General features: G+C 56.3%; 20 protein-coding genes. 15 read left to right on the forward strand and 5 right to left on the reverse strand.

What is annotated here, in order from left to right; all coding sequences use genetic code 11:
• Window position 1: 1 nt before the first annotated feature.
• Complete coding sequence (gene xthA, locus IM303_RS01940) at window positions 2–808, reverse strand: exodeoxyribonuclease III (protein WP_032644863.1); 807 nt, start codon at window positions 806–808, stop codon at window positions 2–4.
• A 433-nt stretch (window positions 809–1,241) separates the two neighbouring features.
• Between xthA and IM303_RS01945 the strand changes: the two genes are divergently transcribed.
• From IM303_RS01945 to ves, 7 genes are all read left to right on the forward strand, one after another.
• Entirely contained in the window at window positions 1,242–2,462 is a 1,221-nt protein-coding gene (locus IM303_RS01945) for an aspartate aminotransferase family protein (protein ID WP_028012790.1), read from the forward strand.
• A complete protein-coding gene (gene astA, locus IM303_RS01950) occupies window positions 2,459–3,493 on the forward strand; it encodes an arginine N-succinyltransferase (RefSeq protein WP_041910463.1) in 1,035 nt (344 codons plus the stop codon). The genes IM303_RS01945 and astA overlap by 4 nt, the downstream gene beginning before the upstream one ends.
• On the forward strand, window positions 3,490–4,977 hold the full coding sequence (gene astD / locus IM303_RS01955) for a succinylglutamate-semialdehyde dehydrogenase (RefSeq protein ID WP_049001731.1): 1,488 nt from the start codon (window positions 3,490–3,492) through the stop codon (window positions 4,975–4,977). Before astA ends, astD begins: the two co-directional genes overlap by 4 nt.
• On the forward strand, window positions 4,964–6,289 hold the full coding sequence (gene astB / locus IM303_RS01960) for an N-succinylarginine dihydrolase (RefSeq protein WP_045261593.1): 1,326 nt from the start codon (window positions 4,964–4,966) through the stop codon (window positions 6,287–6,289). Before astD ends, astB begins: the two co-directional genes overlap by 14 nt.
• A gap of 10 nt (window positions 6,290–6,299) precedes the next feature.
• A complete protein-coding gene (gene astE, locus IM303_RS01965; RefSeq protein ID WP_193359534.1) occupies window positions 6,300–7,265 on the forward strand; it encodes a succinylglutamate desuccinylase in 966 nt (321 codons plus the stop codon).
• Between the two features lie 337 nt (window positions 7,266–7,602).
• Complete coding sequence (gene spy / locus IM303_RS01970; RefSeq protein ID WP_028012795.1) at window positions 7,603–8,097, forward strand: ATP-independent periplasmic protein-refolding chaperone Spy; 495 nt, start codon at window positions 7,603–7,605, stop codon at window positions 8,095–8,097.
• Between the two features lie 297 nt (window positions 8,098–8,394).
• Window positions 8,395–8,952, forward strand: coding sequence for an environmental stress-induced protein Ves (ves, locus tag IM303_RS01975; protein WP_045261590.1), 558 nt, complete (start codon window positions 8,395–8,397; stop codon window positions 8,950–8,952).
• Here the strand turns inward: ves and cho are convergent.
• Together cho and nadE are read right to left on the reverse strand one after the other, a co-directional pair.
• Window positions 8,930–9,808 carry an excinuclease Cho gene (gene cho / locus IM303_RS01980; protein WP_032644984.1) on the reverse strand — a complete coding sequence of 293 codons (879 nt, stop codon included), beginning with the start codon at window positions 9,806–9,808 and terminating at the stop codon, window positions 8,930–8,932. The two genes, ves and cho, sit on opposite strands and share 23 nt — an antisense overlap.
• Before the next feature lie 121 nt (window positions 9,809–9,929).
• Window positions 9,930–10,754, reverse strand: a complete 825-nt coding sequence (nadE, locus tag IM303_RS01985; protein ID WP_048959444.1) for an ammonia-dependent NAD(+) synthetase — start codon at window positions 10,752–10,754, stop codon at window positions 9,930–9,932.
• Window positions 10,755–10,986: 232 nt separating this feature from the next.
• On the opposite strand from nadE, the gene osmE reads away from it, so the two are divergent.
• The 7 genes from osmE to chbG all read left to right on the forward strand — a co-directional run bounded on the left by osmE (window position 10,987) and on the right by chbG (window position 16,838).
• A complete protein-coding gene (gene osmE / locus IM303_RS01990; protein ID WP_003857836.1) occupies window positions 10,987–11,331 on the forward strand; it encodes an osmotically-inducible lipoprotein OsmE in 345 nt (114 codons plus the stop codon).
• A gap of 281 nt (window positions 11,332–11,612) precedes the next feature.
• Window positions 11,613–11,930 carry a PTS N,N'-diacetylchitobiose transporter subunit IIB gene (gene chbB, locus IM303_RS01995; protein WP_014883474.1) on the forward strand — a complete coding sequence of 106 codons (318 nt, stop codon included), beginning with the start codon at window positions 11,613–11,615 and terminating at the stop codon, window positions 11,928–11,930.
• Window positions 11,931–12,010: 80 nt separating this feature from the next.
• Entirely contained in the window at window positions 12,011–13,369 is a 1,359-nt protein-coding gene (gene chbC, locus IM303_RS02000; RefSeq protein WP_028012799.1) for a PTS N,N'-diacetylchitobiose transporter subunit IIC, read from the forward strand.
• A 47-nt stretch (window positions 13,370–13,416) separates the two neighbouring features.
• A complete protein-coding gene (gene chbA, locus IM303_RS02005; RefSeq protein ID WP_028012800.1) occupies window positions 13,417–13,764 on the forward strand; it encodes a PTS N,N'-diacetylchitobiose transporter subunit IIA in 348 nt (115 codons plus the stop codon).
• Window positions 13,765–13,769: 5 nt separating this feature from the next.
• Window positions 13,770–14,612 (forward strand): transcriptional regulator ChbR, encoded by an 843-nt coding sequence (chbR, locus tag IM303_RS02010; RefSeq protein ID WP_028012801.1) that lies wholly within the window; start codon window positions 13,770–13,772, stop codon window positions 14,610–14,612.
• 109 nt (window positions 14,613–14,721) lie between these two features.
• Window positions 14,722–16,077: a 6-phospho-beta-glucosidase gene (locus IM303_RS02015; protein WP_028012802.1), complete on the forward strand. Its 1,356-nt coding sequence runs from the start codon at window positions 14,722–14,724 to the stop codon at window positions 16,075–16,077.
• Window positions 16,078–16,088: 11 nt separating this feature from the next.
• Complete coding sequence (gene chbG / locus IM303_RS02020; RefSeq protein WP_193359535.1) at window positions 16,089–16,838, forward strand: chitin disaccharide deacetylase; 750 nt, start codon at window positions 16,089–16,091, stop codon at window positions 16,836–16,838.
• A 123-nt stretch (window positions 16,839–16,961) separates the two neighbouring features.
• Here the strand turns inward: chbG and katE are convergent, their stop codons facing one another.
• Window positions 16,962–19,211, reverse strand: a complete 2,250-nt coding sequence (gene katE / locus IM303_RS02025; protein WP_193359536.1) for a catalase HPII — start codon at window positions 19,209–19,211, stop codon at window positions 16,962–16,964.
• A gap of 168 nt (window positions 19,212–19,379) precedes the next feature.
• Between katE and cedA the strand changes: the two genes are divergently transcribed.
• Window positions 19,380–19,655 (forward strand): cell division activator CedA, encoded by a 276-nt coding sequence (cedA, locus tag IM303_RS02030; RefSeq protein ID WP_227014114.1) that lies wholly within the window; start codon window positions 19,380–19,382, stop codon window positions 19,653–19,655.
• Between the two features lie 48 nt (window positions 19,656–19,703).
• Here cedA and IM303_RS02035 read toward each other — a convergent pair whose 3' ends face one another.
• Window positions 19,704–21,095: an L-cystine transporter gene (locus tag IM303_RS02035; protein ID WP_049000720.1), complete on the reverse strand. Its 1,392-nt coding sequence runs from the start codon at window positions 21,093–21,095 to the stop codon at window positions 19,704–19,706.
• Window positions 21,096–21,200: the final 105 nt, after the last annotated feature.

Raw genomic sequence — 21,200 nt, forward strand, 5'->3', positions numbered from 1 at the left:
ATTACAGCTTGAATTTAGCCCATACCGGCGCGTGGTCCGACGGTTTTTCCATGCTGCGGATGTCGTAGTCGATCCCGGTTTCGATGCAGCGCTCCGCCAGCGGCGTACTCGCCAGCAGCAGATCGATACGCAGGCCGCGGTTGTCGTCAAAGCCCTTCGAGCGGTAGTCAAACCACGAGAAGCGATCCTGCGTTTCCGGGTTGGCATTGCGGAAGGTATCCACCAGGCCCCAGCCCAGCAGGCGCTCCATCCACTCACGCTCTTCCGGCAGGAAGGAGCATTTGCCGGTGCGCAGCCAGCGCTTGCGGTTCTCTTCGCCGATGCCGATATCCAGATCCGTTGGGCTGATGTTCATGTCGCCCATGATCAGCACCGGATTCTCTTTTTTCAGTTCGGTCGTCAGATAGTTCTGCAGATCCTGATAAAACTTCGCTTTGGCCGGGAATTTTGTCTCGTGATCGCGGCTCTCACCCTGCGGGAAATAGCCGTTAATGACCGTAATATTCCCGAGCGCGGAGGGCACTTCCGCCATGATGATGCGGCGCTGGGCTTCTTCACCGTCGCCGGGGAAGCCGCGGCGCACGGAAACCGGCGTGTCTTTGGTGAGCAGCGCGACGCCATAGTGACCTTTCTGACCGTGGTAAAAGACGTTGTAGCCGAGTTTCGCCACCTCTTCGAGGGGGAACATGTCGTCGTGTACCTTGGTCTCCTGCAGGCCGATCACATCTGGCTGATGTTGCTCAACAATGGCTTCTAGCTGATGAGGGCGGGCGCGCAGGCCGTTGATATTAAAAGAGACAAATTTCATAGTCGCTGCCAGTGCAAGGTGAATAGTGCATGGATGGTAGCAGAATTTGCGTCAACTGTTACCGGGTTCGACCAATAACTGCGACAGATATTGCCGGTGGTGCAATATTTGCACCATTCTGACGCGCTTCGCCCTCAAACAGGGCGTAAAGGGCCGATAAATTTCGCGAGCGATCACAATTCCAGAATTATATTTGGCCTGTGCATACTCTTTCTGATTTTCATGCGGCAAAGCGCCGCTTGTCGTAAAAATATTCACTTTTTATGCACTAACAGTGAATAACTCCATATTGTAACCTATTGATATTCTGTTACCTCACCCCGTTTATGCATTTTTATCGCTGGCTGGCACGAAGGCTGCAATCTACATTCACAGTGCAAACACTCAATTATTTAACATTCAAATAACTTTTTATTTACCGGATGAGGTCGCTATGTCTCTGTCAATTACGCGTGAAAATTTCGATGAATGGATGATGCCGGTTTACGCTCCGGCGGCTTTTATTCCGGTTCGCGGGGAAGGCTCACGCCTGTGGGATCAGCAGGGTAAAGAGTATATCGACTTTGCCGGGGGGATTGCGGTGAATGCGCTGGGTCATGCCCATCCGGCGCTGCGTCAGGCGCTGAATGACCAGGCGGCGAAGTTCTGGCATACCGGCAACGGCTTTACCAACGAACCCGCGCTGCGCCTGGCGAAAAAGCTGATTGACGCGACCTTCGCTGAAAAAGTCTTTTTCTGTAACTCCGGCGCGGAGGCCAACGAAGCGGCGCTGAAGCTGGCGCGCAAATATGCCCACGACAAGTTTGGGACGCACAAGAGCGGGATTGTGGCGTTTAAAAATGCCTTCCACGGGCGCACGCTCTTTACCGTGAGCGCGGGCGGCCAGCCTTCTTATTCGCAGGATTTCGCTCCGCTGCCGCCGGATATTCGCCACGGCATTTATAACGATCTGCAGTCCGCCAGCGAGCTGATTAACGACACCACCTGCGCGGTGATTGTCGAACCAATGCAGGGCGAGGGCGGCGTGCTTCCGGCGCAAAAGGCATTCCTGCAGGGGCTGCGCGAGCTGTGCGACCGTCACGACGCGGTCCTGATTTTCGACGAAGTGCAGACCGGCGTAGGCCGCACCGGCGAGCTGTATGCCTATATGCACTACGGCGTGACGCCGGACGTTCTCTCTACCGCCAAAGCGCTGGGCGGCGGCTTCCCGATTGGCGCGACGCTGACCACCGATAAATTCGCCAGCGTGATGACCGTGGGCACCCACGGCACCACCTACGGCGGTAACCCGCTGGCGACCGCCGTCGCCGGACAGGTGCTCGACATCATTAACACCCCTGAGGTGCTGAAGGGCGTTAAGCAGCGTCACGAGTGGTTCGTTGAGCGCCTGAACGCCATCAACGGCAAGCTTGGCCTGTTTAAAGAAATTCGCGGCCTGGGGCTGTTGATCGGCTGCGAGCTCACGGCTGAGTTTGCCGGAAAAGCGAAGCTTATTTCACAGGAAGCGGCAAAAGCGGGCGTGATGGTGCTGATTGCCGGTGCCAACGTGGTGCGTTTTGCCCCTGCGCTGATTGTCAGCGAGGAAGAGGTGCAAACCGGTCTGGATCGTTTTGCGCTGGCGTGTGAGAAGGTGAAATCCGGGGTGTCATCATGATGGTCATCCGTCCCGTTGAGCGCGGCGATATTGCCGGGCTCATGCAGCTTGCCGGTAAGACGGGAGGCGGGCTGACCTCGCTTCCTGCCGATGAAAAAACGCTGTCAGCGCGCATTGAGCGCGCCCTGCAAACCTGGCAGGGGACGTTGCCAAAAAGCGAACAGGGTTACGTGTTCGTACTGGAAGACACCGAAACGGGGAGCGTGGCCGGGATCTGCGCCATTGAAGTGGCCGTCGGGCTTAACGACCCGTGGTACAACTACCGCGTCGGCACCATGGTTCACGCCTCGAAAGAGTTGAACGTCTATAACGCGCTGCCCACGCTGTTTCTCTGCAATGACCACACGGGCGCCAGCGAGCTCTGTACGCTTTTCCTCGACCCGGCGTGGCGCAAAGAGGGCAACGGCTATCTGCTCTCCAAATCGCGCTTTATGTTTATGGCCGCTTTCCGCGATCGCTTTAACGAAAAAGTGGTGGCAGAGATGCGCGGCGTGATCGACGACAAAGGCTACTCGCCCTTCTGGGAGAGCCTGGGCGAGCGCTTCTTCTCGATGGAGTTCAGCCGGGCGGACTATCTCTGCGGCACCGGCCAGAAAGCTTTTATCGCGGAGCTGATGCCTAAACATCCTATCTATACCCATTTCTTAACGCCTGAAGCGCAGGCGGTAATTGGCGAAGTGCATCCGCAAACCGCGCCTGCCCGCGCGGTGCTGGAGAAAGAGGGCTTCCGCTACCGTAACTATGTCGACATCTTTGACGGCGGGCCAACGCTTGAGTGCGATATCGACCGCGTGCGCGCCATCCGTAAAAGCCGCCTGGTTGAGGTATCCGAAGGCCAGCCCGCGCCGGGTGACTGGCCGGCATGCCTGGTGGCGAACGAAAATTACGCCAACTTCCGCGCCATGCTGGTGCGGACCAACCCGAAATGTGAACGTCTGGTGCTGACGGCTGCAGAGCTGGATGCCCTGAAATGTAACGCCGGCGATACGGTTCGCCTGGTGCGTCTCTGCCCTGAGGAGAAAACAGCATGACATTATGGATTAACGGTGACTGGGTAACGGGCGAAGGCGAACAGCGCGTAAAAACCAATCCAGTTGGAAAAGAGGTGCTGTGGAAGGGAAATGACGCCAGCGTCGCGCAGGTCGAGCAGGCCTGCCGTTCCGCACGACACGCGTTTCTCGCGTGGGCAAAACGGCCATTCGCCGAGCGCCAGGCGCTTATTGAAAAATTTGCCGGACTGCTGGAGGCCAACAAGGCCGAGCTGACGCGCATCATCGCGTCCGAAACCAGCAAACCGCGCTGGGAAGCGGCGACCGAAGTGACGGCGATGATCAATAAAATCGCTATTTCGGTTAAGGCGTACCACACCCGCACCGGCGAGCAGCATACTGAGATGCCGGACGGCGCGGCCACGCTGCGCCACCGTCCGCACGGCGTGCTGGCGGTGTTTGGCCCGTATAACTTCCCTGGGCATCTGCCGAATGGTCACATTGTCCCCGCGCTGCTGGCGGGCAATACCGTCATCTTCAAACCGAGCGAGCTTACGCCGTTAACCGGCGAGGCGGTGGTGAAGCTATGGGAGCAGGCCGGGCTGCCGCCGGGCGTGCTGAACCTCGTGCAGGGCGGGAGGGAAACCGGCCAGGCGCTGAGCGCGCTGAGCGATATCGACGGCCTGCTGTTTACCGGCAGCGCCGGAACGGGCTATCAGCTGCACCGCCAGCTAGCGGGGCAGCCGGAGAAAATTCTGGCGCTGGAGATGGGCGGCAACAACCCGCTGATTGTCGAAGATCCCGACGATATCGATGCCGCGGTGCACCTGACGATCCAGTCTGCCTTTATTACCGCCGGACAGCGCTGCACCTGCGCCCGCCGCCTGCTGGTCAAGCGCGGCGCGCAGGGGGATGCCTTCCTGAAGCGTCTGGTAGAGGTGAGCGCGCGGCTGGTGCCTGCCGCGTGGGATGCCGACCCGCAGCCGTTTATCGGCGGGCTGATCTCCGAACAGGCCGCGCTGAACGTGCTCAACGCCTGGCAGGACCACGTTGCACGCGGGGCGAAAACCCTGCTAGAGCCGAAGCAAGTTCAGCCGGGTACCTCGCTGCTGACGCCGGGCATCGTTGAGATGAGCGGTGCGAGCAGCGTTCCGGATGAAGAGGTGTTTGGCCCGCTGCTGTGTGTCTGGCGTTACGACGATTTTGATACGGCCATTGCGATGGCGAATAACACCCGCTACGGCCTGTCGAGCGGGCTGATATCGCCGCATCGCGAGAAGTTTGAACAACTGCTGCTGGAAGCGCGTGCCGGGATCGTGAACTGGAATAAACCGCTGACCGGGGCGGCGAGCACCGCGCCGTTCGGCGGCGTGGGCGCCTCGGGCAACCATCGCGCCAGCGCCTGGTATGCCGCCGATTACTGCGCGTGGCCGATGGCGAGTCTGGAAACCCCGGCGCTGACGCTGCCGGAGACGCTTAACCCGGGGCTCGATTTTACGAAGGGAGAAGGCCATGAAAGCGCGTGAAGTCAACTTTGACGGGCTGGTGGGGCTGACGCACCACTATGCCGGTCTCTCCTTTGGTAATGAAGCCTCGACGAAGCACCGCTTTCAGGTCTCCAACCCGAAGCTGGCGGCGAAGCAGGGGCTGCTAAAAATGAAGGCGCTCGCGGATGCCGGCTTCCCGCAGGCGGTGATCCCGCCGCAGGAACGCCCTAACGTGGCGGTGCTGCGCCAGCTAGGATTTAGCGGTACGGACGAGCAGGTCGTCGAAAAAGCGGGTACGCAGACGCCGCATTTGCTCTCTGCGGCAAGCTCTGCCTCTTCAATGTGGGTGGCCAACGCGGCCACCGTCGCGCCGTCAGCCGATACGCTGGATGGTAAAGTCCATCTGACGGTGGCGAACCTGAATAATAAGTTTCATCGCGCCACCGAAGCGGACACCACGGAGCGCGTGCTGCGCGCTATTTTCAAGCATGACGCCCATTTTGAGATCCATCAGGCCCTGCCGCAGGTGGCGATGTTTGGCGACGAAGGCGCGGCCAACCATAACCGGCTGGGTGGCGATTACGGCGATCCCGCCGTGCAGCTGTTTATCTACGGGCGGGAAGAGGGCGGCCACGCCGCGCCAACCCGTTATCCAGCGCGTCAGACGCTCGCGGCCAGCCAGGCGGTTGCGCGCCTGAACCAGGTCAATCCTTCCCAGGTGATTTTTGCCCAGCAGAACCCGCACGTGATCGACCAGGGCGTGTTCCATAACGACGTGATTGCCGTGTCCAACCGCCAGGTGCTGTTCTGCCATGAGCAGGCCTTTGCCCATCAGGATAAGCTGCTCGCCACGCTGCACGAACGCGTGCCCGGCTTTATGCCGATCCAGGTGCCAACGCAGGCGGTCAGCGTGCAGGACGCGGTCGAAACCTATCTGTTCAACAGCCAGCTGCTGAGCCGCGATGACGGCAGCATGATGCTGGTGCTGCCGCAGGAGTCCCGGGATCATCGGGGCGTGTGGCGCTACCTCACCGAACTGGTGAAGGCTGATAACCCGATTGACGAGCTGCGCGTGTTTGACCTGCGCGAAAGCATGGCTAACGGCGGTGGTCCCGCCTGTCTGCGCCTGCGGGTCGTGTTAACGCCAAATGAAATACAGGCCGTTAACCCGGCAGTCATGATGAATGAGACGCTCTTTAACACCCTGAACGACTGGGTGGACCGCTACTATCGCGACCGGTTGACGCAGGCCGATCTGGTTGACCCGCAGCTGCTGCGCGAAGGGCGCGAGGCGCTGGACGCGTTATCGTCAATCCTGCAGCTGGGCTCGGTTTACCCGTTCCAGCGCTAAAGGAGTGGATATGGAAAATTTACTGGCGCTGACCCTGGCCGATGAAACGCCGGACCAGAGTGAGGGGGAAGGCCCCTCATTCCGCTGGCGGTGGCTGGGGCGCGGGGTGCTTGAGCTGACGCCGAAGTCCAGCAGTGCGTTATCGCTGCTGCTTTCCTCGGGGATCCACGGGAATGAAACCGCACCCGTTGAGATCGTCGATGGGCTGCTGCGCGCGCTGTATCGCGGCGAGATATCCCTTGCGTGCCGCGTGCTGGTGGTGCTTGGCAATCCGCCTGCGCTGGCGCAAAACAAACGGTACCTGGTTAGCGACATTAACCGCATGTTCGGCGGTCGCTGGTCGCAGTTTCCGCAGAGTGACGAAACGGTGCGCGCGCAGTGGCTGGAGAACGTCGTGACGACGTTTTTTGCCGCGGCGGGACCGGCGCGCTGGCATCTGGATCTGCATACGGCGATCCGCGCCTCTTACCATGTCAGATTCGGTGTTCTGCCGCAGCGCAATCAGCCGTGGGATGAAGCGTTTCTGAGCTGGCTGGGGGATGCCGGGCTGGAGGCGCTGGTGTTTCATCAGTCGCCGGGCGGGACCTTTACTCACTTCACTTGCGAACGGTTTGGCGCGCTGTCCTGTACGCTGGAGCTGGGAAAAGCGCTACCGTTCGGACAGAACGATCTCACGCGCTTTGCGCCAACGGAGCTCGCGCTTCGGGCGCTGCTCGGTGGGACGGCTACCGAGCACGCACATCAGCCCGTTGAGCGTTACCGGGTCGTACAGCAGATCACCCGCCGCAGCGAGGCTTTCCAGCTTCACATGGCCGCGCACACTCTGAACTTCACGCCGTTTCGCAAAGGGGCTCTGCTGGCGGAAGATGGCGAAGAGCGTTACGAGGTGCAGAAAACCACCGAATATGTGCTGTTCCCCAACCCCTCCGTAGCGTTTGGCCTGCGGGCCGGTCTGATGCTGGAAAAACTCACCTGAACCTTTCCCCTCTCACCATCCGGGAGGGGAAGTAAATATGTTTTCTTAGCGATTAAAGCGCTCTGATTTCTTTTACGGAATATTCCTGGCGAATTGCTTTATTATTCACCGTTACTTCGTTATACTTCTGCTTAATAGCTTTAAAATCATCGTATTGAATATTTCTTGTTGCAACTCTCCACGCTTTATCCTTATTTCCTCCATATTTGGCGAAAAATTGTTTTTTACACTTTCATTGTTTTACCGTTGCTCTGATTAATTGACGATAAACCCCGTAAAGTTAATCTCGTCAACACGGCATAGCGCCGAAGAATAACTGAAAGAAAGGAAATAAATTATGCGTAAGTTTACTGCACTGTTTGTTGCTTCTACCCTGGCTCTGGGCGCTACCAGCATGGCGTTCGCCGCAGATACCGCAACCACCACCGCCGCGCCAGCTGAAGGCAAAATGATGATGCATCATAAAGGCAAGCCGGGTATGCACCACGAGATGATGATGTTCAAAGATTTGAACCTGACGGACGCGCAGAAGCAGCAGATCCGCGACATCATGAAAAGCCAGCGTGACCAGATGAAGCGTCCTCCGCTGGAAGAGCGCCGCGCAATGCATGACATCATTGCCAGCGACAGCTTCGATAAGGCGAAAGCCGAAGCGCAGATCGACAAAATGGCCGAGCAGCACAAAGCCCGCATGCTGGCCCACATGGAAACCCAGAACAAGATCTACAACATTCTGACCCCGGAACAGAAAAAACAGTTTAATGCTAATTTTGAGAAGCGTCTGACAGAACGTCCGGCGATGGAAGGTAAAATGCCAGCACCAACCGAATAATCGGTTCACTCTCTTAAGACCGCCGGGATCCTGTCCACAAAAGCGAAATCGCTGTGGACAGGACCGGCGGTTTTTCTATTCTGCCCTCTTGCCTGCCGCCGCCAGCGCGGTATTCTCCTGTAGTCGCTTCAGAGAATGTCTGTAGAGTCATGGCGTTAGCATTTTTATTAACGTTCCGCTAAGGCCTGCCCGCTCTGCTGCCGATACTGTGTCTGTGAATACCTAACGATAACAAACAAGACTGCAGGGGTAGCGATATCCTTGCCCTGGCACGGGTTGTGCCATTCAGGAGTGGTGATGGAGTTCTTTGATATTCGTAAGATGCCGGTCAGCCTCTGGCGCAATGGTGCCGGCGAAACGCGAGAAATTTGCTGTATCCCTCCCGCGACGCGCGATTTTTTCTGGCGTGCCAGTATTGCGACCATCGCCAGCAACGGCGAATTCTCCTCGTTTCCCGGTGTCGACCGGGTCATTACCCTGCTGGAAGGCGGGGAGGTGACGCTGGATGCCGGTCAGGCGTTCTGCCATACCCTTAAACAGCATCAGCCTTACAGTTTTGCCGGCGATTTGCCGGTGAAGGCGCTGCTTTCCGATGGCAGGATGGCGATGGATTTCAACATCATGACCCGGCGCGACTGCTGTCAGGCGAAGGTGCGGGTTGCCGATCGTACTTTTACCACCTTTGGTTCGCGCGGGGGCGTGGTGTTTGTATTAAGCGGGGCGTGGCAATTGGGTGATAAATTGCTCACGGCCGATCAGGGCGCCAGCTGGCAGGAGGGGACCCATACTCTGCGTCTGCTGGAGTCTCAGGGCACCCTGCTGTTCAGTGAAATTAACTGGCTGCCGGGTCACTGAGCGCGATGATCTCGAACTTGCCCGCTAATACGGGCTTGCAGAGGATTTTGTAGCCGTCGTGGTCGAATCCCGCGGGGGTGCGCAGCAGGGTTGCCGCGTCGCTTAAATCATCGACCGCCCCCAGCCAGAGCCAGTTATTGACGATGTGATACTGCGTCATGGTTTCACCCACTTCTTTTAGCGCAACGGCGCCGTCCCACGGCCAGCAGTTGACGCTGATCCCGGCCAGGCCCGCGAGGAGCCGGGCGTGATGCGCCTCAACGCTCTCTTTTCCGCAGCAGGCGCCTGCGCAGCGCTTCAGAGCGGAGCGGAAACAGGCGCGGCCCCGCGTGGTGCCCTCTAGCCCTAAAAGGCTATAGCAAAGCTGCAGCTCGTCCGCGAGCGCCTGCAGAGACTGTAGGGCGGCACGCTTGTTTGCGAACAGCCCGAAGAGATTCGGGGCGTGGGAGAAATCGACCTCGCGGGCGTAGACGACCTGCGGCTTGCCGTCGGCGATCTGCAGGGAGCAGAGCTGGCGGTTGCGGCGCAGGCGCTTATTGAAGAGCGGCTGCTGCTCTTTTATCAGCCGGGCTTCCAGCAACAGCGCGCCCATTTCTCCCGCCGTCTGGAACCAGGTAATGCGTCGCGACTGGCGCAGCATGGCGGCCTCGTCCGGGGTGCGCAGGTGGGATAACACCCGGCTGCGAATGTTAACGCTTTTGCCGATGTAGAGCGGCAGGGTCTCGCTTTCACCGTGAAATATGTACACGCCCGGCTGTTTGGGCAGCGCCTCAAGCCAGGGGCGAAGATGTTCGGGATATTCATAGATAGCCGCCGCTTCAAACTCAAGACGCGGGGCTGATTGACGCCTGCTCACATACTGCTCCATATACTGTTCAGGTATACAGTGTAGCAGGTGTGCTGTGGTTAAAAAAGAGCCGGGTAGCGTGATGCCCTCTTCCTAAAGGGGAGAGGGAGCAAAGATTAACGTTTTGCGTTTATTTCCAGAAATCGTCAAACACCGTAATTGGCGTGTGGCGCTTGTGCTCGGTTTTCAGGTACCAGCCCTCGATAATTTTCGCGGTACCTTCATCCAGCGTTTTGCCTTCCAGATAATCATCAATGTTGTCATAAGTGACGCCAAGGGCCGCTTCATCCGGCAGGGAAGGGCGATCGTCTTCCAGATCCGCGGTTGGCGCTTTCTTGTACAGATGCTCAGGGCAGCCCAGCGCGGCGAGCAGCTGCTTGCCCTGACGTTTGTTGAGACGGAAAATCGGGTTGATGTCGGTGCCGCCATCGCCGTATTTGGTGAAGAAACCGGTGATCGCTTCTGCCGCATGGTCGGTGCCTACCACAACGCCTTTGGTCATCCCGGCGATGCTGTACTGCGCTTTCATGCGCTCGCGCGCTTTCTCGTTGCCGCGCACAAAATCACTTAATTCAATGCCCGCTTCGCGCAGCGCCTGCTCGCTTGCCAGCACCGAGCCTTTGATATTGACGGTAAGCACGCGATCGGGCTGGATGAACGCGATGGCGTCCTGGCAGTCCTGTTCGTCCGCCTGAACCCCATAAGGCAGACGCACGGCGATAAACTGCAGCGCTTCGTCGCCCGTCTCTTCACGAAGCTCTGAAATCGCCATCTGGCAGAGTTTACCCGTCAGGGTAGAGTCCTGCCCGCCGCTGATGCCCAGCACCAGGGATTTCAGGAAAGCGTTCTTTTTTAAGTACGACTTTAAAAAATCCACGCTGCGGCGGATCTCTTCCTGTGCATCTATCGCAGGCTTAGCGCCCAGCGCCTGAATAATCTCTTGTTGCAGAGCCATCATGCCCTCCGTATGCAGAACATAAACAGAATGTGTTAACTGTTAAAACTAACCCTTTGGGCGGAAAACGACAAGGATCACAGTTTCGAGTGCGTTAATTTGCGGCGATTTAGCAGCTTATCGTTGTTTTATTAGAATTTTCCGAAATTCGTCTGGCGTAAATCACAAAGTTGAACAATAGTACTTTTTATCCCATGCTTAGATAACACGCTGATAAACAAGAGGACGGAATATGAACAAGAACGTAGCAGGAATTCTTAGCGCAGCGGCGGTACTGACGATGCTGGCAGGGTGTACGGCTTACGATCGCACCAAGGATCAGTTTACCCAGCCCGTGGTTAAAGACGTTAAAAAAGGGATGACACGTTCGCAGGTGGCTGCGATCGCCGGCAAGCCTTCTTCTGAAGTGACCATGATTCACGCGCGCGGTACGTGTCAGACTTATATCCTGGGTCAACGTGATGGTAAGGCAGAAACCTACTTCGTCGCGCTGGATGATACCGGACATGTGATTAACTCCGGCTATCAGACCTGTGCTGAATACGACACCGATCCGCAGGCACCTAAGGCGCAGTAACCCTGCTTGCCTGAAGATGTTAACAAACCGGCCTCTGGGCCGGTTTTTTTATTCATACGTTAATCTTATTTCTTTGCGCGAATTATTTGCCTGAAATGTGAAGGTAGTCAACAAGCCAGGTCAATGAGAGACAATTTAGGCCTATCCAGAATTATCTCCCCTCTGTACCATTGCGTATACTCACTTCAACGATAAACAACAGTACGCAAGCTACCTGTCTGCCGGGACAGCGAGTCGAGTGATAGCGCGACGGCAGGTAGTCATACAAGAGGGAAATTATGATGGAAAAGAAACATATCTACCTGTTCTGCTCAGCGGGCATGTCAACCTCGCTTCTGGTGTCAAAGATGCGCGCGCAGGCTGAAAAGTATGAAGTTCCTGTGGTGATTGAAGCGTTTCCGGAAACGCTGGCGGGCGAAAAAGGCCAGAAAGCCGATGTTGTGTTACTGGGGCCGCAAATTGCCTATATGTTGCCCGAAATTCAACGACTGCTACCGAATAAACCGGTCGAAGTGATCGACTCGGGGCTGTACGGCAAGATCGATGGTTTAGGTGTACTTAAAGCTGCTGTGGCAGCCATTAAAAAAGCTGCTAATTAATTTTTATTTTTCCCGTCAAAGAGTTATTTCACACACAATTACGCCGTAACATGCGTTACGGCATTTAAGGGTATTTTCCTATGAGTAAAGTCATCGCTTCACTTGAAAAGGTACTCCTTCCTTTTGCTGTTAAAATAGGAAAGCAGCCTCACGTTAATGCCATCAAAAACGGTTTTATTAAATTAATGCCGTTGACGCTGGCCGGGGCCATGTTCGTTTTAATTAACAACGTTTTTCTGAGCTTTGGTGAAGGTTCCTTCTTTTATTCATTAGGAATTCGGTTAGACGCTTCCACTATTGAAACCCTTAACGGTTTTAAAGCCATCGGCGGCAACGTATATAACGGTACGTTGGGTATTATGTCGCTGATGGCGCCTTTCTTTATTGGGATGGCGCTGGCTGAAGAGCGGAAAGTGGATCCGCTGGCCGCCGGATTATTATCCGTTGCCGCGTTTATGACCGTCACGCCTTACAGCGTGGGTGAAGCCTACGCCGTTGGCGCAAACTGGCTGGGCGGAGCCAACATCATCTCCGGTATTGTTATCGGCCTGGTGGTGGCAGAAATGTTCACCTTTATTATCCGTCGCAACTGGGTTATCCGCCTGCCGGATAGCGTGCCGGCCTCCGTTTCTCGTTCATTTTCCGCGTTGATCCCAGGCTTCATTATCCTCTCCATCATGGGGATTATCGCCTGGGCGCTCTCTCACTGGGGCACGAACTTCCACCAGATCATCATGGACTCTATCTCTACGCCGCTGGCGTCGATGGGTGGCGTGGTCGGTTGGGCGTATGTGATTTTCACCTCTCTGCTGTGGTTCTTCGGCGTGCATGGTTCACTGGCACTGGCCGCGCTGGACAGCGGAATTATGACCCCATGGGCACTGGAAAACGTTGCGCTTTACCAGCAGTACGGCTCCGTTGACGCGGCGCTGGCGGCAGGTAAAACCTTCCATGTGTGGGCGAAGCCGATGCTTGACTCCTATATCTTCCTGGGTGGTACCGGGGCGACCCTGGGTCTGATCATCGCGGTCTTTATTGTCTCTCGTCGCGCTGACTATCGTCAGGTGGCGAAATTGGCCCTGCCATCAGGCATCTTCCAGATTAACGAGCCGATTCTGTTCGGTCTGCCAATCATCATGAACCCGGTAATGTTTATCCCGTTCATCCTGGTGCAGCCGCTGCTGGCAGCGATCACCCTGACGGCCTACTACATGGGTATTATTCCACCGATCACCAACATCGCTCCGTGGACCATGCCGGCAGGTCTGGGCGCCTTCTTTAACACCAACGGTAGCGTCGCGGCCTTCCTGCTGGCGATATTCAACCTCGGGATTGCCACCCTGCTGTACATGCCGTTCGTGGCGATTGCGAACAAAGCTGCCACCATCATTGATGAAGAAGAGAGCGAAGAGGAAATTGCCCTCTCACTGAAATTCTAAGATTGACCGGCGCGGGGAAGCCCGCGCCAGCCACAAGGAGCTAAAACATGTTAGATTTGGATAGTATCGTCGCAGACGAAGCCGCAGAGAACGATCTCGAAGAAGTGGTGATGGGCCTTATCATCAACTCCGGGCAGGCGCGCAGCCTGGCGTATGCCGCACTGAAGCAGGCCAAGCAGGGCGATTTCGCCGCCGCGAAAACCATGATGGAGCAGTCCCGCACGGCCCTGAACGAAGCGCACCTGGTGCAGACAAAGCTGATTGAAAGCGACCAGGGCGAAGGGAAGATGAAGGTCAGCCTGGTGCTGGTACACGCTCAGGATCACCTGATGACGTCCATGCTGGCGCGTGAGCTGGTGGCGGAGTTGATTGAGCTTCACGAGAAAATGCACTAGGTCGGATTGAGCAGCAGGAGGTCAGCACGATGGAAATCAAAACCGCATTTGAACAGCAACTGTTTAATGGCAAAAATTTTCACGTGGTTATCTATAACAAGACGGAGAGCGCCAGTGGTCTGCACCAGCATGACTACTATGAGTTCACGATTGTTCTGACCGGCCGCTACTACCAGGAGATCAACGGTAAGCGCGTCCTGCTTGAGCGAGGGGATTTTGTCTTCCTGCCGATGGGTTCCTATCACCAGAGCTTTTACGAATTTGGCGCGACCCGCATTCTGAACGTGGGCGTCAGCAGACGCTTCTTTGAGAAGCACTATCTGCCGCTGGTGCCGTTCTGCTTTGTGGCGTCCCAGGTATATCGTGTGAAAAACGAGTTCATGACCTGGATTGAAACGGTCATCGCCTCGCTTAACTTCCGCGACAATGAGTTTGATGAATTTATTGAAACGGTGACCTTCTACGTGATGAACCGGTTGCGGCATCACCGTGAAGAGCAGCAGGTGACGGATGATGTTCCACAGTGGCTGCGCAGCACCGTGGAACTGATGCACGATAAAGGCCAGTTCAGCGAAAATGCGCTGGAAAATATGGTATCCCTCTCGGGGAAATCCCAGGAATATCTGACCCGCGCGACGCAGCGTTATTATCGTAAAACGCCGGTGCAAATTATTAATGAAATCCGCATTAATTTTGCCAAAAAACAGCTGGAGATTACCAACTATTCTGTCACCGATATTGCCTATGAGTCAGGATATAGCAGTCCCAGCCTGTTTATTAAAACTTTTAAGAAGTTGACCTCGTTCACACCGAACAGCTACCGGAAGAATTTAACGGTAATTAATTAACTTTCGGCGGATTACCCGCCATAAATATTGCTTTAATGGCTTGCCCAAATAGCGGGAAGAGTACGCTATACCTTGCAGGCGATTAACCTGATACGCTAAGGGAGATATTATGCAAAAGAAATTAAAAGTCGTAACCATTGGTGGCGGCAGCAGCTATACCCCAGAATTACTCGAAGGTTTTCTGAAACGTTATCATGAATTACCGGTCAGCGAATTATGGCTGGTGGACGTTGAGGAAGGTCAGGAGAAGCTGGATATTATTTTCGACCTGTGCAAGCGCATGGTTGAGAAAGCGGGCGTGCCTATGACCGTGCATAAATCCCTCGATCGTCGCCTGGCGCTGAAAGATGCGGATTTCGTTACCACTCAGCTGCGCGTCGGCCAGCTAAAAGCGCGCGAGCTGGACGAGCGTATTCCGCTGAGCCACGGGTATCTGGGACAGGAGACCAACGGCGCGGGCGGCCTGTTCAAAGGCCTGCGTACCATTCCGGTGATTTTCGACATCGTCAAAGATGTGCAGGAGATCTGCCCGAACGCGTGGGTGATTAACTTCACTAACCCGGCCGGAATGGTGACCGAGGCGGTATATCGTCATACCAATTTCAAACGCTTTATCGGCGTCTGTAATATCCCGATCGGCATGAAGATGTTTATCCGCGACGTGCTGGAGCTGACCGACAGTGACGATCTCTCAATCGATCTGTTCGGCCTGAACCACATGGTGTTCATTAAAGACGTCATCGTGAACGGAAAATCGCGCTTTGCCGAACTGCTCGACGGCGTGGCTTCCGGTCGCCTGACCGCGGCCTCCGTGAAGAACATCTTTGACCTGCCGTTCAGCGAAGGGCTGATTCGCTCGCTGAATCTGCTGCCGTGCTCGTACCTGCTTTACTACTTCAAGCAGAAAGAGATGCTGGCTATCGAAATGGGCGAGTACTATAAGGGCGGTGCGCGTGCGCAAATCGTTCAGAAAGTTGAGAAGCAGCTGTTCGATTTATATAAAGATCCGAACCTGAACGTCAAACCGAAAGCGCTTGAGCAGCGCGGTGGGGCCTATTACTCCGATGCAGCGTGTGAAGTGATCAACGCCATCTACAACGACAAGCAGGCGGAGCACTATGTTAACGTGCCGCATCACGGCCATATCGACAATATCCCGGCGGACTGGGCCGTCGAGATGACCTGCATTCTGGGGCGTGAGGGGGCTAAACCGCATCCACGTATCACCCACTTCGACGACAAAGTTATGGGCCTGATCCACACCATCAAAGGCTTTGAAGTGGCGGCGAGCAACGCGGCGCTGAGCGGTGAACTCAATGACGTGCTTTTGGCGCTGAACCTCAGCCCGCTGGTGCATTCCGACCGCGATGCGGAGCAGCTGGCCAGCGAGATGATCCTGGCGCATGAAAAATGGTTGCCGAACTTTGCCGCCACGATTGAGAAGCTGAAGTTCAAACAACACTGAGAGGACGCACAATGGAAAACCTGCTGATCGTTAATGCTGATGACTTTGGCCTTTCGAAAGGCCAGAACTACGGCATTATTGAAGCCTGTCGCCGCGGGGTAGTGACCTCTACAACGGCACTGGTGAACGGTGAGGCGGTTGAACACGCGGCGCAGCTGAGCCGCGAGGTGCCAGAGCTGGGTGTCGGCATGCATTTTGTGCTGACGCTCGGGATGCCGCTTTCGCCCATGCCGGGCCTGACGCGTGACGGTCTGCTGGGCAAATGGATTTGGGCGCTGGCGGAGCTGGACGCTCTGCCCCTCGAAGAGATTGCCCGTGAGCTGGACTGCCAGTACAACCGCTTTGTTGATCTTTTTGGCAAGGCGCCGACGCATATTGACAGCCACCATCATGTGCACATGATCCCGGCGATTTTCCCGATTGTTGCGGCGTTTGCCCAACGCAAAGGCGTGGCGATGCGCGTGGATCGTGAGGCGCAGGGCGTGCCGGACTGTGCCGTGACAACAACTGAGGGGTTCAGCAGTGCCTTTTACGGTGACGAGATCGACGAAGCGCTGTTCCTGAAGGTGCTGGATGATTCTGCCGCGCGGGAGCAACGGTCGCTGGAGGTTATGGCGCATCCTGCCTTTGTCGATAACACCGTGCGTAAGAGCGCCTACTGCTGGCCGCGCCTGGCGGAGCTGGATGTCCTGACGTCGCCGTCGCTGAAATACGCCATTGCCGAGCGTGGGTATCGGTTGGGGACGTTTGGGGATCTGTAAGAAGTGCCGGGTGGCGAGGTAAAAGCAAAACGGTAACCTGGGTTACCGTTTTTATTGTTTTCTCCCTCTCCCGTGGGAGAGGGGCGTGGTGAGGGCATCAGGCCGCACAACCGGGAATGGTTTTTACGCCGGAATCTGATCGATCTTACTGCTGCGCGACCAGACGCGGTGCGCGGCGAGCAAATCAAACAGCTTCGTCATAAAGGCATCGTCAACGTTATCGCCCTCGACAATGCCGTCCTCACCCTGATCGGCCACCTTCAGCTGTGCTTTAAACTGACGCGCGTCGCCGGATAGCGCGATCGGCTTCAGGTGCTTATAAGCTTCCAGCATATAATAGATGGCATCACCGTTGTTGAGCAGGCTGGCAATATCCCCGCACGGCACAATCACCGCATCGACGGTCAGCGACGGCGCGCCGGCAAAGGTCGCCGCGACCGGCAGCACGGAGCCGTCATCGGCGGTCACTTCACCCATGCGGGAATAGAGCAGTTTGGCGTGTACGCCCTGGGTTTTTAGCGCCTGCATAATCCCCAGCACGTCGCTGGCGCGGGTTTTGTCGTTCAGCAGGATCGCGACCACGCGGCCTTTAATCGAGCCTCCAGGCACCGCATACAGGCTCAGCGATGGATCTTTCTTCACGCCGTTAACCTCTTTCGGCGGCGCAAGGTTGCGCTGTTCGTCCGTTAGCGTGATGCCAAGGTTATCCGCCACGCTCTGGGCAAGCTGAATATCAATGTGCGCCAGCTGATCGACCACGCGCTCGCGGATGTAGGTGCGCACCACTTTGCTCAGTTCGAAGCTAAAGCCGCCGATGATGTGCTGTTGCTCAATCGGCGTCTGGCTGTTCCAGAACAGGCGAGGGTGGGCGTAATACTCACCGAACGAGGGGCTGCGCTCGCGAATTTTGTTGCCGTCGATACGCTCCTGGTACGATTCGAATCCGCCGCGTTTCGGCCCCGGCGGGGTTTCTCGCGGCCAGTTGTCGTTGATGGAGTTCGGCTCATAGTTTGCCGGGTTGGTATCAATATCCTGACGGTGCATCCCGTCGCGCTGGAAGTTATGGTACGGGCAGGTTGGGCGGTTAATCGGGATCTCGTGGAAGTTCGGCCCGCCAAGACGGCTAATCTGCGTATCGGTATACGAGAACAGACGTCCCTGTAAGAGCGGATCGTTGGTGAAATCTAGTCCGGGGACGATGTGGCCCGGGTGGAACGCGGCCTGCTCGTTTTCGGCAAAGAAATTATCCGGATTGCGGTTAAGCACCATTTTCCCCACCAGCTGAACGGGCACCAGCTCCTCAGGAATGAGTTTTGTCGGGTCAAGCAGGTCGAAATCGAACTTAAACTCGTCTTCTTCCGGGATCAGCTGTAAGCCCAGTTCATATTCCGGGAAGTCACCCGCTTCAATGGATTCCCACAGTTCGCGGCGATGGAAGTCCGGATCGCGCCCGGTGAGCTTCTGCGCCTCATCCCATACCAGCGAGGCTTTGCCCGCTACCGGCTTCCAGTGAAAGCGCACAAACGTGGCTTTTCCTTCCGCGTTGATCATGCGGAAGGTATGAATACCGAACCCTTCCATCGTGCGATAGCTGCGCGGGATCCCACGGTCGGACATCGCCCACATCACGTTGTGTAAGGTTTCAGGCTGCAGGGAGACATAGTCCCAGAAGGTATCGTGCGCACTTTGTCCCTGGGGTATGGCCCAGTGGGGCTCCGGTTTTACCGCATGGACAAAGTCAGGAAATTTATGCGCATCCTGAATGAAAAACACCGGGGTGTTATTGCCCACCAGATCGAAAATACCCTCTTCGGTATAAAACTTGGTGGCAAAGCCGCGGATATCACGCACCGTATCTGCCGAACCTGCGCCACCCTGCACGGTGGAGAAACGCACAAAGACCGGCGTGATTTTATCCGGGTCGGAGAGGAAATCCGCTTTGGTGATCGCTTTCAGGCTTTTATAGGGCTGGAAGTAGCCGTGCGCCGCAGAACCGCGCGCGTGAACGATGCGTTCCGGAATTCGCTCGTGGTCAAAATGGGTAATTTTTTCCCGCAGGATGAAATCTTCCAGCAGGGTTGGCCCGCGCGCGCCTGCGCGAAGGGAGTTTTGATCGTCAGCAATGCGCACGCCCTGATTGGTGGTGAGTGCAAAACCTTCGCCGCCTTTACGGTGTGGCTCAAGCGATTTCAGCTTCTCGTTTCCGGTGTCCGGCGATTTCATGCTTCCCGGCGCGGTTGGTTGTTCGCCAGGGGCTGATGGGCCCGGCGAGGGGCGGTGAGAGCCGTCAGCAGGGGCGAGAGAGTCCATACCCGGTTGAGATTCTTCAGTGCCATGAATCGGTGATTGATGTGATTTATCTTTGTTCGACATTGCACGCTTCTCCTTTATCCATTGCTAAAAACCCTATTAAGGATAGAACAATGTCGTGAGATAGCTCGCTAACTAAGCGTTTTTCACATGACGTTATTAACGAAAGGAGCCATCTCACCCACTCGGAGCGCGACGTAAGGCAGCAGGATCGGCTATCATAGAATTTTCCTGCTTCAAGAATTTGCTTTAGTGAATCCGTCGCTTATGAAACCTCTTCGTCAACAAAACCGCCAGGTTATTAGCTATTTGCCCCGCGTTGAGCCCGCGCCGCCTGACCATGCCCTGAAAGTGGATGGTTTTCGTGATGTCTGGCTGCTTCGCGGTAAATATGTGGCTTTTGTCCTGATGGGGGAACATTTCCGCCGGTCGCCGGCGTTTTCCGTGCCGGAGTCAGCCCAGCGATGGGCGACGCAAATCCGCCAGGATGAAGAGGTTGAAGAATAACAGCCATAAAAAAACCGCCATCAGGCGGTTTTTTTATTTCTATCGAGATTAACGGTGCGCCAGCTCGGCGTCGTCTTCACTTTCCAGAATGGTTTTGTCGGTCTGCTTCAGCCACTGGCTGGTCAGCGTACCGGCAGTCATGGAGCCGCTCACGTTCAGCGCGGTACGGCCCATGTCGATCAGCGGTTCAACGGAGATCAGCAGGGCGACCAGCGTGACGGGCAGGCCCAGCGCGGGCAGCACAATCAGCGCGGCGAAGGTTGCACCGCCGCCGACACCTGCAACGCCGGCGGAGCTGATGGTAACAATCCCGACCAGCGTGGCGATCCAGACCGGATCCAGCGGGTTGATACCCACGGTTGGGGCAACCATCACCGCCAGCATCGCCGGGTAGAGCCCCGCACAGCCGTTCTGACCGATGGTAGCACCAAAGGAGGCAGAGAAGCTGGCGATAGATTCCGGCACGCCCAGACGACGGGTCTGTGCTTCAACGTTCAGCGGAATAGACGCTGCGCTGGAACGGCTGGTGAAGGCAAAGGTCAGTACCGGCCATACTTTGCGGAAGTATTTCAGCGGGCTGACGCCGTTCACGCCCAGCAGGATACCGTGCACCACGAACATAATGCCCAGGCCCAGATAAGAGGCGACAACGAAGCTGCCCAGCTTAATGATGTCCTGCAGGTTAGAGCCGGCTACCACTTTGGTCATCAGTGCCAGAACGCCGTATGGCGTCAGCTGCATGACCAGACGGACCAGCTTCATCACCCAGCTTTGCAGGGTATCAATCGCCGTCAGCACGCGTTCGCCTTTCGGCGCGTCGTCTTTCAGCAGCTTAAGCGCAGCCACGCCCAGGAATGCCGCGAAGATCACCACGCTGATGATAGAGGTTGGGCTTGCACCGGTCAGGTCAGCAAACGGGTTCTTCGGAATGAAGGAGAGGACCATCTGCGGAACCGTCAGATCAGCCACTTTACCCACGTAGTTGGTTTGAATTGCGGTCAGACGCGCCGTTTCAGCGGTACCCTGAACCAGACCTTCGGCCGTCAGGCCAAACAGGTTGGTAACCAGCACCCCCACCAGCGCGGCAATCAGCGTGGTAAAGAGCAGCGTACCAATGGTCAGAAAGCTGATTTTACCCAGCTGAGTTGCGTTGTGCAGACGGGCTACGGCGCTCAGAATAGAGGCGAACACCAGCGGCATAACGATCATCTGCAGCAGCTGGACGTAGCCGTTACCGACAATGTTGAACCACTGAATGGACTCTTTCAGTACCGGACTATCGGAGCCGTAGACGGCGTGTAAGGCCAGACCAAACGCCACACCCATGACCAGACCGACCAGTACTTTTTTCGCCAGGCTCCACTGTTTGTGGCGCGCCTGCGCGAGAAGCAATAGTAATACGACGAACACGACTATGTTCGCGATGAGTGGAAAATTCATCCCCGTTCTCCTGATTTATTATGTGGGATCGGTTTTTCCCGATCCTGTTGGCGGAAGGTTAGCAGAAGTGTGATGTGGCGCTTATATCCAAATGGAATGGTTTAT

The organism is Enterobacter cloacae complex sp. P38RS (assembly GCF_014930775.1).
In the GTDB taxonomy this organism is placed as follows: Bacteria; Pseudomonadota; Gammaproteobacteria; order Enterobacterales; family Enterobacteriaceae; genus Enterobacter; species Enterobacter bugandensis.